The sequence below is a fragment of the Paenibacillus sp. FSL R7-0652 genome (genome assembly GCF_038595045.1).
GTDB lineage: Bacteria > Bacillota > Bacilli > Paenibacillales > Paenibacillaceae > Paenibacillus.
Window position 1 is genome coordinate 6,165,883 of record NZ_CP152001.1, and the last position, 14,292, is coordinate 6,180,174.

Sequence of the window (14,292 nt, forward strand, 5' to 3'; positions counted from 1 at the left end):
ATAGAGCACGAGTGCACTTTTATACATCAAATTAGTTCAATATATAGAGCTCCCGCCTTGGGTCTATCGTTTCTTGTACAAGCTTTTGGAGTAACTTTATAGTATAAGTTGAATCATGTATTCACACCAAAACGAATAGGATACCGGATACGTTTTGGAATATCCACTCTCCTAAGGAGGCGAAACAACATGTCAGAGCCGAGATCGGAACAGCGTATCGATGAATTAATGGATGAGCTGCTGGAACTGTTGGAAGAAAAGGTTCAGGACGAGGAAAACCAGGAGCTGCTGGAAGCTTACCGCGAACGGGAAGGGGCAGCTGATGAGGAACTGGATTCGTTCGAACAGCATTACGGTATACGTCTCCCACCCGATTTCCGGGCATTTTACAAACGTAAAAATGGTAGTGGATATGCCTTTCATGTCCTGTTCCCAGGCGATGCAGCACGAAATGAGGACAATGTCTTCTACATGTTATCGCTGGAACAGATGCAGCAGGAAAACGACGGTACGGTAGAGATTCCGATGGAAGACTACTTTTCCAAGGAAGAAATGCTTGAGCTGGATCCGCGAATCAAACCTTATCTGCATCAGAAGTCGTGGATTACCTTTGGTAAGCTGGGGGGCGGCTCACTGTATTTAATGCTGGACTTTGACCCAGCAGAGCAGGGAACATATGGGCAGATCATTATGTTCACACACGATCCTGACTTTGTCTATTACACAGCTGAAACCTTCACGGAGCTGCTGGAGCAGTCCAATCGTAATCTGCGTGAGATAGAAGCAATCGAATATTAAGTTGGCACGCAGCGACAGCCGGATTTTGTTGGATGGCGATATGACCATTTTTTCATAATGCTGGGAGATGCGAAGGCGAGTATAATAACATTTAGTGAAATGCACAAACTACCGGAACAAGGACTGTCTTTCTACATCAACTACATATTATCTGGGAGGAACTACCGAAGTGGCTGAACAACCGAAGTCAGAGAGCTTTATGTCTCTCGTCAAAAAAGGAAACACATCCTCTGCCGTAGCTATGGCCGGAAATGCCATACTTGCGCTGTGTAAGGGAGGAGCCTTTATCTTCAGCGGCAGCGGCGCCATGTTTGCTTCAGCGATGCATTCACTCGCCGATGCCATTAACCAAGGGTTTGTTTTTGTCGGAAGTGTGTTATCCGAGAAGCAGCCTACACGCCGCTTTCCGACCGGATTCGGACGGGTCATCAACATTTTCTGCATGATTGCCGTTATTGTAGTAACGATCATGGCCTATGAAACGATTCATGAAGGCATTCACCTGCTCCAGCATCCTGCTGGTCACTCGGGTGGGCTGTGGATCAACATTGGTGTGCTTGTGCTTAATATTGCGATCGACGGCGCAATCCTCATCAAAGCGATGAAGGAAATTCTCAAGGAAGCCCGCGCGCCAAAAGCGACAGGACTGGCACTCGTACCTGCAGCGATCAAAAACGTAGGACGCGCTGCACCTCCGACCCGCCTCGTATTCTATGAAGATGTCGTAGCTGTGCTTGGGGCAGCCCTTGCGCTCGTGTCCGTTGTCGTTATTGCACTAACCAACTTTGCTTTGCTGGACGGTATTGTTACCACCATCATTGGATGTTTGATGATCGCTGTAGCTTTCCGTGTCGGCTACGACAACATGATTGGATTGATCGGTGTCGCAGCGCCTCAGGATATCGAGGACAAGGTATCCCAGACGATTCTGGCGGACAGCCATGTTGCCGACATCCAGATGATGCGCATCATTCAGGAAGGCCGTTATTACCATGTCGAAGGTTTGATTGAGCTGACCAAAGGCCTGAGCCTCGCAGATGCAGACGATATCAAATTCCGAATTCAGGAGAAACTGATGGCGAACCCGGACATTGCAGATGCAGCCATCTCCATTATTGAAGATGATGGGGTGAACAGCTGGGGCAAAAAACAATCGGACGTGGTGAAATAATATTAAAATCAATGATTATCAGCTGCACCCTTAAGTGTGTGCCGAAGAAGAGACGAAGCGGATTTGTGCCGCTTCGTCTCTTTGATATTTCCCTTTATCGTGTACTGCCCATGTGAATGCTCTTGCGGCATTTCAATGCCAGATCACCTCATAGGCTTTATCTCATTACACATTACTCATGTTGATCATCTTGTTCTTGTTAGTCCGATATTCACCTTGCCTGCTTCACACCCATTTCTTTCACTTTATCCAGCCATTTCTGACGGAACGTTTCCGTAGACTTGCGAATCGGACTAATCTCGGTTACACGCACAGGGGATACACCACTGAATTTAAGGATATTGGATTTCATGATTCGGTGTCCAGCCTGTCTGTATACCAGTAGATTGTATAAGCGTGGTGTATCTGATGTTACGATGAGGTGCGCAGACTTGCCCTTCAGCAATTTGTCCCAAAGAGGTGAATTGTCGCGATATCTCATGGCAAACCCGGGCAGGAAAATCCGATCAATAAAACCTTTCATTACAGCAGGCATCGTTCCCCACCACGTTGGATAAACGAATACAAGATGGTCTGCCCATCGGATCAATTCTTGGGCCTGCAGCAGGTCAGGCTCCAGCTCTGTCCGCTTGCGATAGCCGTATCGCAGATTGGGATTGAACTCGATCTCACTCAGATCGATCAGCTTAACAGCTGCCCCGGATTTTCTAGCTCCCTCTGCGTAAGACGTTGACAGTGCTCTGCAGTAACTCTGCGGGTCAGGGTGTCCGTTAATGATGAGAATTTTATTTGCATTCATACTTGTGTTCCTCCTGTATAATAATGTTCATGAAGGCCGATAAAACGGGTATGTCACAAGCATAGAGCGAACGACAGCATAAACAAATGATCAACGGCGCCGAATCATTGCGGATTCGCGCAAACGGAGGAATTATGAAACATCTCAATCAAAGCGTCTCGATCAGCATGGTGTATCCTATTCTGAAAACGCTGGTACACAAAGGGTTTGATCCCGATTCTTTTTTCCAAGACGTCCATGTAGATCCTGCCCTCATGGCAAACCCGGATGCACGGATACCCGTCACCGAACTGGAACGGATTATGCGGTGCGCTGCTGATTATACGAAAGATTTGTATTTTGGGTTAAATCAGGGCCTGAGACTGGATTTTGCGGACCTTGGCCTGCCCGGATATGTCATGATGCACTCCAAAACGATAGAAGATGCGCTCACGGCTTATCAGCGGTATAACGATATTTTGTACAGCGGCTTTCAACTGGATTGGGAAGGAAACGGACCAGATCTGGTCCTTCGGTTATCGGTGCAAAATGAGAATGTTCCCATGTCTCGCCACTGCGTAGAGGATATGGCTGTTTCGGTGCTGCAGCTGATCAACAAGCTGGCTAATCGCCGGGCATTGGTGCGAGAAGTGCAGTTTCGTCATGAGGCTCCTGAAGCAGCGGGTGATCTGTCTGCTTACATGAACTCATTTGGGGTTGCTCCCCTTTTCGGAGCTGAACATACCCTCCTGCGTTTATCCAGGGATATTCTGAAGCAGCCCGTATTATATTCGGATGCCAGAATGCTGAAAGTATTTGAGACGATGGCCGAGGAGAGCAGAGCAGATCTCTATGCCTCTCAGCCCTTCTCCAGCAAAGTAAGCCGTTGGATCACAGAGAATCTCCCCTCCTTCTTCCCCACATTACAGCATACAGCAGCGCATCTGGGCGTGAGCATTCGCACACTCCAGAGTCGATTGCGTGAAGAAGGTACAACATATAATCAAATCTCCGTTCAGGTACGGAAGGAAATGGCACAGCGTTATTTAGAAAGAGGCAGCTATTCTATGGGCGATATTGCGTATGCTCTGCATTTTTCGGAGCAAAGTGCATTTCAGAATGCTTTTAAAAAGTGGACTGGACAGACACCCGGACAATACCGGGCAAGTCTCGCTGAATCACAATCCTAATGTTTCCCTTGACCGCCAGCTGTTATGTCATGAGATATACCACGTGTGAGGAGCCTGAATGAAGACTGGCCTACAGTCCGCATACCTAGACTTTAGTCTAGGTGAAGTTTAACGCCAAAGACGGAGGTTGATGTTTTCCAGTTCGTGGTATGCTGTGAGTAACGAAAGCGGTGAATACATACGCTCGGTAAAATGATACTGCATTAAAAAGGAGAGTAATTATGGCTAAACGTACGATTCTTGCACCTGTCCTGATTCTGCTGGGTGTATACCTGATTCTGAATCAAGGCGGCTCTATGGGGCCTGGCACGATCTTTGCTGCCTTCTGGCCTACCTTATTTGTTATACCGCTGGGGCTGTTCTTCCACTGGCTGTACTTCTCCATGATTGGCAGAGGGGTGGGGCTGCTGGTTCCAGGTGGTCTGCTGCTGACTGTTGGGCTTGTCTGCCAGATCGCAATGCTGTTTGGAAACTGGGGTACCATGTGGCCGGGTTTCATTTTGGCGCCAGCCGTTGGTCTGTTTGAACTCTATTGGTTTGGCGGACGGAATAGATGGCTGCTCATTCCGATTAACATTCTGACGGTCCTTTCACTCCTGTTCTTCTCCGTAATGTCCATCGGCTCGGTACTAAACAATATGAGTTATATTCAGCCGTTTATTGCTATTGTGCTGATTGTGGGCGGGGCTTACCTCATCATGGGACGCAAAAAGCATATGTAGTGGCAGTGATATAAGATGCATAAGCTAATTACACTAGGCCACTCCGCGCGCAGAGTAATCTTCCGATCGCTGTTACCCCCTTATTTTTTGAATTCCTTTTTAAAAGGGAAAATCCGGGGATAAAGGCGAACGCTCCGCTTCTACAGCTTATCTCTGCCCTCTCCGTTAATGTGTAACTTGTTAATGATCTGATATCGCACTCAGATGCTGATGCTCTGAAGCAGGTAAAGGATGTGAACCGCCCCTGATCTATTAGTGATCAGGGGTGATTTTGTTAATTGCTGAACCTATGATTGGTGCTGATATGGGTTATGGGATTTGCTCTAGTCGATTAATACAATTTTCCACTTCCCGGATGCATTCTTTTTAAAATTGTACATAATCCCCGTTTCCTTGACGTCCTCATCCATTTCAGGTCCATTTACCTTAGACCTCAACCTTACACTAACATCTATACGGTCTATGTCCTCCTGCTCCGTAATGGTCGGCTTTCCTACAAATTGGTACTGATCTTGGGTATCCAGAAAGAAAAAATTACTTTTCCGATAAGGTTGCACAGCTATTTCATTCACGGAGTCAAACAAACCAAAGAAGCAGCTCCCATCTATGCAGGAGCTGCTTCTCTACAAAAACAATATCCAGAAGATTGAATGTCGGTACATCGAGCAATCGCTGATGGTCTCCGTGAATTGATAGCTGCAGCAACCTGGAGGGCAGCTATTTACTGTGCATTTTAAACTCCAGGAACAGGTCGTTATAATGCGACAGCATTTTTTTGCCCAGATTGTTGTAGACCTCCAGCTTGCTTGTCAAAGTCTCATCCGGATAGAAACGCTCATCCTCTGAGATATCTTCTGGCAGCTGCTTGAGTGCCTCGGCATTCGGTGTAGAATACCCCACGTACTCTGCGTTGCGTGCAGCATGATCCGGGTCCAGCATAAAGTTGATAAACTGGTGCGCGCCGTCCACGTTTTTGGCTGTTTTCGGGATGACCATGCTGTCGAACCAGAGATTTGAACCTTCCTCCGGCACCTTGTAATCCAACTTGTCATTCTGATCCATTATCTCCGATGCATCCCCAGACCATACGAGTCCAACTGCGGCTTCTTCGTTCGCAAGCAGCATTTTGATCTCGTCCCCAACGATGGCTCTTACGTTAGGAGTCAGCGTGGACAGTTTTTGCAGTGCAGCTTGGAGATGGTCTTCGTTCGTATCGTTGAGCGAATAGCCCAGACTGTTCAGACCCATACCGATGACTTCACGAGCACCATCGAGCAGCAGGATCTGATTTTTCAAACGCGGGTCCCACAAATCATTCCAGCTGTCAAATGTCAGACCGCCCACCAGCTCCGGATTGTACACAATACCAACGGTTCCCCAGAAATACGGGATAGAAAATTGGTTATCCGGATCGTAGTTGAGGTTCAGGAACCGGGAATCAATGTTTTTCAGGTTCGGCAGCTTGTTGTGATCGATCGGAACAAGCAGTTTTTCTTCTTTCATTTTGCTAATCGCATATTCGGAAGGAATGGCCACGTCAAACGTTGTGCCACCCTGTTCAATTTTGGTCAGCATCGCTTCATTGGAATCAAACGTCTGATAGATGACCTTCATACCGGATTCCTGCTCAAATTCCTTCAATAGATCCGGGTCGATATAATCACCCCAGTTGTAGATGGTCAGTGTGTTACCACCGGAGTACCCCTGGCTTTTATTCAAGTATGAAGCGAGAATCATCAAGGCAAAAGCGGCCACAAACACAAGTGCAAATGTCCGTACCAGCTGTTTCATGGACGCAGCCCCTTTCCTCCCGCTGGTATGCGTGCTGCACGGCGATTAATGAAGTAATATCCAACCACCAGCAGCACCGTGAGCAGGAACAGCAGGGTAGACAACGCATTAATCGACAGCGACACCCCTTGTCTTGCTCTGGAATAAATTTCCACCGAAAGCGTGGAGTATCCGTTCCCCGTCACAAAGAAGGTTACAGCAAAATCGTCGAGCGAGTACGTCAAGGCCATGAAAAATCCAGCGAAAATACCAGGTTTCACGTAAGGCAGCACAACACGCGTTAGAATCTGCCATGACCCTGCACCCAGATCACGAGCCGCATCCATCAAGGTTGGACTCATCTCCTGCAGCTTCGGCAGCACCATGATGACTACAATCGGCACACTGAATGCGATATGGGACAGCAGTACCGACGTAAAGCCAAGTTTGATGCCAATCATCGTAAACAGGATCAGGAAGGATGCACCGATAATGACATCCGGACTAACAATCAGCACGTTGTTCAGGGATAACAGTGTGTTTTTGGTTCGTTTGCGGCGTACATGATAAATCGCCAGTGCCCCTGCCACACCCAGAATGGTTGAAATGGCCGAAGACAACAGTGCGATAATAAACGTATTTAAGACGATAATCAGCAGCCGGGTATCCGCAAAAACTTCCCTGTACCATTCCAGCGTGAAGCCTTCGAACCCGCGCATATGACCGCCGCTATTGAAAGAATAGAAAATCAGATAGGCAATCGGTGCATACAAAATGGCGAATACAACCGCCAGATAGACGTTAGACAGTTTTCCGTTTCTTCCCATTCCGCACCTCCTTCTTGCCTGATCCGGTCAGAAACATAATAACTGCCATTGCGATAATTAAAAAGACGGCAATCGTCGAACCCATGCCCCAGTCCTGGGTCACGAGAAAATGCTGCTCGATGGCTGTACCCAGCGTAATAACACGGTTCCCTGCAATGAGACGAGTAATCATAAACAGGGACAGCGCCGGGATAAATACCGCCTGGCAGCCTGATTTCACCCCGCTGATTGTCAGCGGAAAGATCACGCGGCGGAACGTCAGCCACGATGAAGCACCGAGATCCCGTGCAGCATAGATCAAGGACGGATTCATCTCTTCCAGCGCGTTAAAGATCGGCAGAATCATAAATGGAATGAAGATGTACACCGACACAAAAATAAAGCTGAAATCGGTGAACAAAATCTGCTGCGTACCAATGCCCACCACTTCGAGTAGGGAGTTGGTCAGACCATACGTACCGAACAAGCCGATAAAGGCGTACGCTTTTAACAACAGATTGATCCAGCTCGGTAAAATGATCAGCAGCAGCCACAGCTGCTTATGCTTCGTTCGGGTCAGCATGTACGCCGTTGGATACGAGATGAGCAGCGAGAACGCTGTAATCAGAAACGCGTACCAGAACGAACTAAGCGTCATCTGCATATACACTGGCGTAAAGAACCGCGCGTAGTTGCCCAGTGTGAAGTTACCCTCCACATCAAAGAACGAATAATAGATGACCAGCAGCACCGGCGCTACAACGAACAACACCATCCATAACACGTATGGAATTAGATACGCATTGCGCGTGCTGGCTTTAGTCTGCATGAGCGGCCTCTTGATAAGCTTCGAGTCGTCTATCGAACTCTTCCTCGGTTTCGTTGAAGCGCATAACGTGAATGGCTTCCGGGTCAAAATAAAGCCCGATGCGCGATCCCACGACTGCTTTCTTCGTCGAATGGATCAGCCATTCGTTGCCTGCGTCATCGTAGGTCGAAATCTCGTAGTGCACGCCGCGGAACAGCTGGGAGTCCACCTTCACCTTGAGCTTGCCCTGCTCCTCCGTTGTGATCTCGAAGTCCTCTGGGCGAATGACGATCTCAACAGGCTCGTCCGGCTGCAGTCCCTGATCGACACATTCATACTGTGCACCTGCAAACTCAACGACAAAGTCCTGCTTCATCCTGCCTGCCACGATATTCGACTCTCCGATAAAGTCCGCGACAAAGCGGTTAATTGGCTCATCGTAAATATCATTCGGCGTACCGCTCTGCTGAATGACACCACCGTTCAGGACAAAGATTTCATCAGACATCGCGAGTGCTTCTTCCTGATCATGCGTGACAAAAATAAACGTGATGCCCAGCCGCTGCTGCAGCTCTCTCAGTTCGTACTGCATCTCCGTACGCAGCTTCAGGTCGAGCGCCGACAACGGCTCGTCCAGCAGCAGAATTTCAGGCTCGTTCACAATCGCGCGGGCAATCGCCACCCGTTGGCGCTGTCCGCCGGACATCTCGCCAATCTCCCGGTTCTCATAACCGGACAGATTGACAAACTTGAGAGCTTCCAGCACTTTGCTGCGAATCTCGGATGTTTTCATTTTTTTAATCCGCAAGCCAAAGGCTACGTTCTCGAATACATTCAAATGTGGAAATAACGCATAGTCCTGGAATACCGTATTCACCTGACGCTGATGCGCAGGCACCTTATTAATCAATGCCCCGTTAAAATAAATGCTGCCCTCCGTCGGCTCCGCAAAGCCGGCGATCAGCCGCAATATCGTTGTTTTACCGCAGCCGGAAGGGCCGAGAAGCGTATAAAATTTACCACGTTCAATCTCAAAGCTAACTGCCTTCAATACAGCCTCATCCTGGTCATATTGCTGCGTCACCCGCTCAAACCGAATGATCGGTTGTTGTTCTGACATGCTTCACGCCGCCTCCTTATCCTTGGGTTTATCCTAAGAAACCTTACCTATTATACACGACTTTGAATAAGTCATATCTCGAATATGATTAATTTACCCCATTTTCTTTTGTTTTGAAAGTCAAGCTCTTCCATTCCAAATATTATTAATATGGCAATAAATCTATTTTTTTATTAATTAGTCTTCTATACAAACGGATTAATAGTTTCAAGACAGTACAGTGTATCCCCTGACCACGAAGAAAAACAACATCACCGTCATCAATGATTGGATCATTTCTTATCATTTATACAATTCAAAAACAGATATCACAAAAAGAGACGCAGCGGATCGACGTCCTGCCGCGTCTCTTTCAGGTTTATGGGTTATTGACAACGTCTTTGGAGTCCCGCAGACGATAAACTTCTTCATCTCATTACAGTCACATTTCCGTACAGAAATTGGAGAAATTAAATTAGTTTGGACTGTTTCAACAGCCGCTGCATTACAGCCGCTGCTTCAGCGCGGGTCATATGCTTTTTAGGTGCCAATTCTACAGCATGTCTACCTGTAATGAGCCCCTGCTGCAGATTAAATGCAGCAGCACCACGTGCCCAATCTGCCAATTGTTTTGTATCTTGGAATGGATAGAGCATTTCTTCATTCACAGTGCTGACAGGCTGAAGGTTCAACCCGGTTTTAGACATCGCTCTTTCCAGAACAACCATGGCTTGCTCACGTGTAATTCTGTCCTCTGGTCGGAACATGCCATCTGCGTATCCAGCCATTAACCCGAATGATACTGCTGTGTTAACAGCTCCGTTATACCAGTCTGAATCAGCAATATCCGAGAACGATGATGATCCTTGCTGCGGTGCAAGACCCATACCCCGAATCAGGATGGCAGCAAACTCAGCGCGGGTAATGTCGCGATTCGGGCTGAACATTCCTTCGCCAGTTCCTTCAATAATCATCCTTGAGCCCATATCGTTTACAGCTGTTTTGGACCAATGATCCGCAACATCGACATACTCAAGTGGATGCCATACAACGGAATATGTGCTGTTCGTTAGGCTGTTAATTTGAGCAAAGTACGTATCATTATCCTTGATTACTTTTGTTGGCACGTGTCGTATTTTTCCATCGGCATCAATGACTACTCCAGTTGTAATCCGTGTAGGATCAATACCCTCAGGCAGAGCTATGCTTCGCTCAACATAGGCATCAAACTTGGAGATTTCTATTGTCTGATTCTGATGCAGTGCACGAATGGTAAAATCGTACGTAGGGGCAACCAGTGTCAGGTTATTCTGCAACGCAGCGCGCTCTGCACGCTTTACTGTTTCAGCCGATGCAGGACTAACTTCAATCTGAACCTCAATATCTTGAAGCGCGATGCCGCTACCCATCTGACGAGCGATAGCTTCAGGCTTCAAATACTGCGCAGGTATGGTGTATGTCGCTTGAGATGTGCGCAGTTCAAGCACAGCCTTTTTAAGCTCCATATTTTTGACCATCTGCGCATCCAACTGTCCAATGACAATGTCCTCATTTCCTTTAAAGGCAATTGTCACACGTGAGCCTTCACCCTCAGCAGCCAGCTTTGCTTCCAATTTCCGAGAATCCATGTGAACCGTGTTGACAGCTTGTTCTCCCCGAGCACTCTTTACCGATATACCGGCCTGTTCTGCTTTTCCGTTCACCAGAACATCGACACCGCCTAGTTGTGGAGGTGCTGCAGGTGACGTCGCAACTGGAGATGGTCTGCTTGGCTCTCCCGTGCTGCCAGAACTTCCGTTACTGCTCGTCCCCCCGCTGCCGACAGTTCCGCCGTTACCGCCAGAACCTCCGCCATTACCATTACTTCCATTACCGTTCACTGTCACTTTTCCTGGAATCAGTGTTTTCTCCATGTCAAGTCCTGATTCGTTAGTGACTTTGAAATAGGCAGCATCTTGAGTGCGTACGCTCAAAGCTTTCTCACCTGCCGCTGCACTACTCTTGATACGGAACGACACGGTAAACATCGTTTGGCCTGATTCAATCCGTGCATCTCCACCATCACGGTCTGCCCATGCTGTCTTTAACCAACCAGCCTGGTTGTTATAATTACTATCAAAATAGAGGTCTGTCCCCCCGATGATACTGGTGACCTCAAGTGCATTAGCATCAAAGTCAATCTGCATACCATAAGAGCCGATTCCGGCCGTTGTGTTTGTTACCGTTACAGGAATTTGTACATTCGATCCTGGCAATCCACTGACAGAACCAATCTGAATATCTGCCTTTTTCACTTCATCTTTGATCCATTTGGCATATAATGTGAGGTTTCCATTGACGATATCCGTTAAGAAAACCCAATCCTCTGTCAAAGCTTCATCCTTGTACCATCCTGCGAAATGATAGCCATCCTTCGTTGGGGATAAAGGCTCATTTATAAGCGAACCTTTGCTTACACCTGGAGTATTCTCTACTAAGCTGCCACCTGTGGAGTCAAATATAACGGTATATCGGGGAGTCTTCACTGTAATTTCCCCCTGAATACCGAATGAAGGATTGGCCGGTTCATTACTCTCGTACAAATCGTGTTTAGTTACATCGAGAATTATCGATCCTGCTGGCACGTTATCCTTGATTTTAAAATGGATTGTAGCTACCTTGGTTCTCTCTGTCACAATTATATTTTCAATTAAACTAGCCTGCATCTTAATAATACCTGCGGTCGATACATCTGTATTAAACTCTTCTTGAGGATTTATTAAGAGCTCATTAGTCACCGCCCGATCCTGCACAAGTTCCAGTGACTCTGAATCATATTGTATATGAATGCTGTACTTATAAATGAATTCATCCGGTGTAACATACACCGGCACGTCGACCAGTTCACCTGAAAAACCTTCTGCCTGAATTAATTCGACTGTATCAGGTGAGGGAGAGTTATCCGCCCAAACAACAGCACTTAAACTGGCGGGCAACATTATACTTATAATTACCAACATGGCAATAAGCTTTTTACATACAGTGTTATGTTTGTAGAACCTATGCGTCTGCATATATTCAACCCTTTCCTACATATAGACTTAAAATAGCATGTACATCTCGTTCATCCAGAACGCCATCCTCATTGACATCTAAAGCTTGAAGCTGTTCAGCGGATAATGTGATTTTCCCCTTTAAATATCTGGTCAGCAGCAGCGCGTCAGCGGCTGTAACAATGCCATCTCCGTCAGCATCCCCTTTAAGGAATCCACTATAATACGCTGTAAATGTAATTGGTGCTGTAATCGTTAAGACCTGTACTTGCGCTGTGCTTAACTTGGTAACTCCCCCGTCGCTGCTCCAACCGACAAACCGGTAACCATTTGCTGGCGTGACGTTTGGCACATCCACTGGATGGCTGCCAGGTAGTATTTGCTCACTTGTTCCACTGATGGTGCCATGCTCGCCAGGTTCATAGCCAACTGTTATATTTGAAGACAACCACTTGGCATATAGAACAATATCCGTTCCGCCCATAGTAAACGTATCCCCGCTGGCATAATTAGTTCCACTACCATCCGCAGCAGTATTCCATCCGGCAAATGTATGACCCAGTTTTAATAAATTCCCCGTATTTCCAAACACAGTGACAGTGTCTTGATCCTCATATACTTTCAAGTCATTCGGTATAGTACCATCAGAAGCTCCGTTACTGTCATAGGATACTTGACTTCCTTCCGCATATGTCATCATGACGCCGCCTATGCCAGTGGTGCTGTCTGTGTAAGCGATATACGGTACATCATCATGATCAATAGCAAGCATTGTTTCATAAACTGCTTCTGCAGAAAAACTGTTCTGTCCAACCGTTTCCCATCCATTGACACCATTGTATTTCATCACTGTTGCTTTAGCTTGATTGCCTTCTCGATAAGCAATATAGGGAACTCCCTGACTATCCAAAGCTAATGCTGTGAAAGCAGCCCTATCGGGGGTAAAACCCTCAGAACCTACTGGAGTCCAACCGCTCTGCTCATCGTAAGACAGTACTGTAGCTTTATAATCATGAAGCCTGTCCACATAAGATATATATGGCTTCCCTTGATACACATCAAAAGAAGCAAGATAATTTGAGTTCGGATCTAACGCATTATTCCCAAGCCGTTCCCAATTGGTAGATTCGGTGTATTTCATTACGATTGTGTTATAGCCATTATATGAATACTGATAAGATAAAAAGGGTACCCCGTTATCAACCTTAAGTGTCATACGGTAAATACTATCTGGTGAATAGATTTCCTTGCCCACATACTCCCAATTCCCGGTTGTCGAATCGAGCTTCATAACGTATATTTTTCTATTATTACCAAAAGCAAGATAGAAGGTCCCATCCTCACCAATGGCCATACTTGGTTCATGTCCCCACAATGGTACGGAACTTGGATTTCCTACTGGAGACCAACCACTCCCCTCGGTATACTTCATAATCGTAGTTTTATTCTCTAAAGAACGGTCTGGATACACGATGTAAGGGATGCCGTCACGTACTACAATCGGAGTATGATAGAATGTTTGATCGTTAATTCCCGTTTTATCCAACTTTGTCCAACCATCTGTGCTCCGGTATCTCATGATCTCGATGCTGCCATTCTCATTTTGCAAAGTCACATAGGCAGCTCCATTGTCCACTGCCATATCTGTGTATCGCATGTATTTCGTATAAAAGTGCTCCCCACCCAGAACCTTCCACTTGCTTGAAGCTGCATAGGCACGGTCAGAATCTGCCCCCTGGAATATTACAAGCGGCCCAACGATGAATGCAAATACCAGCATCCATATAACAGCTTTTCTGCTGCTCTTACTGCTCTTTTTCATTTATTTCTTCCCCCTCGTTCGGCACAGTACTGCAACATATCACCCATCATAAAAAAATCAACCTTAAAAAAACCTTAAAAATCGACAATTTTCACTATCAATTCCTCTCCACGATGTAGAGACCCCTCGAAAAATAGGGGGTCTTTTGCAACAGCCATATGATATAGAACCTCTATAATTTGCCTTATAAATGCATTTAGCATTTCACATCCTGATCCAGATAAATCCCACGAAAGTGATATCTCCCACTTGTTCAAGAGAAATCTCCTATAGGTCCGATGCACCTTCCTCATCAT

At 46.7% G+C, this 14,292-nt stretch carries 11 protein-coding genes; 4 read left to right on the top strand and 7 right to left on the bottom strand.

What is annotated here, in order from left to right:
* Window positions 1–189: 189 nt before the first annotated feature.
* Both MKY97_RS26875 and MKY97_RS26880 read left to right on the top strand, forming a co-directional pair.
* Window positions 190–798, top strand: coding sequence for an SMI1/KNR4 family protein (locus MKY97_RS26875; RefSeq protein WP_342553194.1), 609 nt, complete (start codon window positions 190–192; stop codon window positions 796–798).
* 169 nt (window positions 799–967) lie between these two features.
* Window positions 968–1,969 carry a cation diffusion facilitator family transporter gene (locus MKY97_RS26880; protein ID WP_342553195.1) on the top strand — a complete coding sequence of 334 codons (1,002 nt, stop codon included), beginning with the start codon at window positions 968–970 and terminating at the stop codon, window positions 1,967–1,969.
* Between the two features lie 211 nt (window positions 1,970–2,180).
* Here the strand turns inward: MKY97_RS26880 and MKY97_RS26885 are convergent, their stop codons facing one another.
* A complete protein-coding gene (locus MKY97_RS26885; RefSeq protein ID WP_342553196.1) occupies window positions 2,181–2,768 on the bottom strand; it encodes an NAD(P)H-dependent oxidoreductase in 588 nt (195 codons plus the stop codon).
* Window positions 2,769–2,902: 134 nt separating this feature from the next.
* Between MKY97_RS26885 and MKY97_RS26890 the strand changes: the two genes are divergently transcribed.
* Both MKY97_RS26890 and MKY97_RS26895 read left to right on the top strand, forming a co-directional pair.
* On the top strand, window positions 2,903–3,937 hold the full coding sequence (locus tag MKY97_RS26890; RefSeq protein ID WP_342553197.1) for an AraC family transcriptional regulator: 1,035 nt from the start codon (window positions 2,903–2,905) through the stop codon (window positions 3,935–3,937).
* Window positions 3,938–4,158: 221 nt separating this feature from the next.
* Window positions 4,159–4,659, top strand: a complete 501-nt coding sequence (locus MKY97_RS26895) for a hypothetical protein (protein WP_342553198.1) — start codon at window positions 4,159–4,161, stop codon at window positions 4,657–4,659.
* Between the two features lie 717 nt (window positions 4,660–5,376).
* Here MKY97_RS26895 and MKY97_RS26900 read toward each other — a convergent pair.
* The 6 genes from MKY97_RS26900 to MKY97_RS26925 all read right to left on the bottom strand — a co-directional run bounded on the left by MKY97_RS26900 (window position 5,377) and on the right by MKY97_RS26925 (window position 13,996).
* A complete protein-coding gene (locus MKY97_RS26900) occupies window positions 5,377–6,450 on the bottom strand; it encodes an ABC transporter substrate-binding protein (protein ID WP_342553199.1) in 1,074 nt (357 codons plus the stop codon).
* Complete coding sequence (locus MKY97_RS26905) at window positions 6,447–7,256, bottom strand: ABC transporter permease (protein ID WP_342553200.1); 810 nt, start codon at window positions 7,254–7,256, stop codon at window positions 6,447–6,449. Before MKY97_RS26905 ends, MKY97_RS26900 begins: the two co-directional genes overlap by 4 nt.
* Window positions 7,231–8,064 carry an ABC transporter permease gene (locus MKY97_RS26910; RefSeq protein WP_145333566.1) on the bottom strand — a complete coding sequence of 278 codons (834 nt, stop codon included), beginning with the start codon at window positions 8,062–8,064 and terminating at the stop codon, window positions 7,231–7,233. Before MKY97_RS26910 ends, MKY97_RS26905 begins: the two co-directional genes overlap by 26 nt.
* A complete protein-coding gene (locus MKY97_RS26915; protein ID WP_123064123.1) occupies window positions 8,054–9,163 on the bottom strand; it encodes an ABC transporter ATP-binding protein in 1,110 nt (369 codons plus the stop codon). Before MKY97_RS26915 ends, MKY97_RS26910 begins: the two co-directional genes overlap by 11 nt.
* Before the next feature lie 449 nt (window positions 9,164–9,612).
* On the bottom strand, window positions 9,613–12,120 hold the full coding sequence (locus MKY97_RS26920; RefSeq protein ID WP_342553201.1) for an S-layer homology domain-containing protein: 2,508 nt from the start codon (window positions 12,118–12,120) through the stop codon (window positions 9,613–9,615).
* A 79-nt stretch (window positions 12,121–12,199) separates the two neighbouring features.
* Window positions 12,200–13,996 (bottom strand): InlB B-repeat-containing protein, encoded by a 1,797-nt coding sequence (locus MKY97_RS26925; protein ID WP_342553202.1) that lies wholly within the window; start codon window positions 13,994–13,996, stop codon window positions 12,200–12,202.
* Window positions 13,997–14,292 lie beyond the last annotated feature (296 nt).

Excerpts from the sequence above, each read along its gene's own strand:
- MKY97_RS26875 (WP_342553194.1), top strand. The coding sequence starts at position 190 with ATGTCAGAGCCGAGATCGGAACAGCGTATCGATGAATTAATGGATGAG.
- MKY97_RS26885 (WP_342553196.1), bottom strand. The coding sequence starts at position 2,768 with ATGAATGCAAATAAAATTCTCATCATTAACGGACACCCTGACCCGCAG.
- MKY97_RS26890 (WP_342553197.1), top strand. The coding sequence starts at position 2,903 with ATGAAACATCTCAATCAAAGCGTCTCGATCAGCATGGTGTATCCTATT.
- MKY97_RS26895 (WP_342553198.1), top strand. The coding sequence starts at position 4,159 with ATGGCTAAACGTACGATTCTTGCACCTGTCCTGATTCTGCTGGGTGTA.
- MKY97_RS26900 (WP_342553199.1), bottom strand. The coding sequence starts at position 6,450 with ATGAAACAGCTGGTACGGACATTTGCACTTGTGTTTGTGGCCGCTTTT.
- MKY97_RS26905 (WP_342553200.1), bottom strand. The coding sequence starts at position 7,256 with ATGGGAAGAAACGGAAAACTGTCTAACGTCTATCTGGCGGTTGTATTC.
- MKY97_RS26910 (WP_145333566.1), bottom strand. The coding sequence starts at position 8,064 with ATGCAGACTAAAGCCAGCACGCGCAATGCGTATCTAATTCCATACGTG.
- MKY97_RS26915 (WP_123064123.1), bottom strand. The coding sequence starts at position 9,163 with ATGTCAGAACAACAACCGATCATTCGGTTTGAGCGGGTGACGCAGCAA.
- MKY97_RS26920 (WP_342553201.1), bottom strand. The coding sequence starts at position 12,120 with ATGTTGCCCGCCAGTTTAAGTGCTGTTGTTTGGGCGGATAACTCTCCC.
- MKY97_RS26925 (WP_342553202.1), bottom strand. The coding sequence starts at position 13,996 with ATGAAAAAGAGCAGTAAGAGCAGCAGAAAAGCTGTTATATGGATGCTG.